The sequence below is a fragment of the uncultured Limnohabitans sp. genome (genome assembly GCF_937889215.1).
In the GTDB taxonomy this organism is placed as follows: domain Bacteria; phylum Pseudomonadota; class Gammaproteobacteria; order Burkholderiales; family Burkholderiaceae_C; genus Limnohabitans_A.
In genome coordinates, this window is record NZ_CALBEX010000519.1 from 1 (window position 1) to 1,394 (window position 1,394).

At 54.4% G+C, this 1,394-nt stretch carries 2 protein-coding genes; both read right to left on the reverse strand.

The features are described from left to right. On the reverse strand, window positions 1–419 hold a 419-nt coding region (locus Q0341_RS13210), incomplete at its 3' end, for a dihydroxy-acid dehydratase (RefSeq protein WP_299514152.1). A gap of 106 nt (window positions 420–525) precedes the next feature. Beyond that, on the reverse strand, window positions 526–1,368 hold the full coding sequence (locus Q0341_RS13215) for a carbohydrate ABC transporter permease (protein ID WP_299514155.1): 843 nt from the start codon (window positions 1,366–1,368) through the stop codon (window positions 526–528). Between the last annotated feature and the right edge of the window lie 26 nt (window positions 1,369–1,394).

Here is a 1,394-nt window from a genome sequence, read left to right on the forward strand (position 1 = left end):
GACGCGCCCATCAGCAAGCTGGGAGTGGTCTTGTCGCAGCCCATGAGCAGCACCACGCCGTCAATCGGGTTGCCGCGAATGGATTCTTCCACGTCCATGGACGCCAGGTTGCGGTAGAGCATGGCCGTGGGGCGCAATAGGGTCTCACCCAGAGACATGACTGGAAATTCGAGCGGAAAGCCACCTGCCTCGTACACGCCGATCTTGACCTGCTCGGCCAGGGTGCGGAAGTGCGAGTTGCAGGGCGTGAGTTCGCTGAAGGTGTTGCAAATGCCGATGACCGGGCGGCCGTCAAACTGGTCGTGCGGCACGCCCTTGCCCTTGACCCAGCTGCGGTAGGCAAAGCCATCGCGGTCTTGGCGGCCAAACCATTGCTGGCTGCGCAGGTCTTCGGGTTTTTTGCGGGGGGTAGAAGTCATGTTGTTTGAAGATGAGAAGGTGAGATAGAAACCCAGCTCCCAAGCTTTGCGCTTGGTGCTGGATGGCAAGCCATGCCGAGTGAGCTGCCCAACCGTCGATCAAGCATCACTCTTTGACGGAGCCGGTCATGCCCGAAACGTAATGCTCGACAAAGAACGAATACACAAAGGCCACAGGCAAGGAACCCAACAAGGCGCCAGCCATGAGGGAACCCCAGTGGTAGACGTCACCTTCGACCAGTTCTGTTACAACGCCTACGGGTACGGTTTTGTTCTCGGAAGATGAGATGAAGGTCAGTGCGTAGATGAATTCGTTCCAGCTCAATGTGAAGGCAAAGATGCCTGCAGAAATAAGGCCCGGCACGGCCAAAGGCAGTACGATTTTGGTGAGAATTTGCCAGCGGCTGGCACCATCAATCAAGGCGCATTCTTCAAGTTCGTAGGGAATGGAACGGAAATAACTCATCAGCAGCCAAGTGCAAAACGGAATCAAAAATGTCGGGTATGACAAGATCAATGCCATGCGAGTGTCAAACAAGCCAAGCTGAAAAATGATCGCTGCCAGTGGGATGAACAGGATAGATGGCGGCACCAGGTAGGCCAAGAAAATCGCACCCCCGGCTGTCTTAGCACCTTGAAAACGCAAGCGTTCGATGGCGTAGGCGGCGAGCACTGAGGCCACCAAGGAAATGAAAGTCGACACCACTGACACGACGATGGTGTTCCAAAGCCAAGACGGGTAAGCGGTTTGGAACAACAGTTTTTCGAAGTGCGCCAAAGTTGGGTTGATGAACCAAAACGGGTTGCCATCACGCGACAAAAGTTCTTCGTTGGGCTTGAACGAGGTGATCACCATCCAGTAAAAAGGGAACAGCAAGATGAAGACGAAGATCACCAGTGGTATGTAAGTCGTGACCCACCGTCTGGGCATGGATTGCAAAAAATCCATGCCTTGCGCAGCATCGTCTTTACCCG

Coding starts and splice junctions, on each gene's coding strand:
- Q0341_RS13215 (WP_299514155.1), bottom strand. CDS start 1,368: ATGGATTTTTTGCAATCCATGCCCAGACGGTGGGTCACGACTTACATA.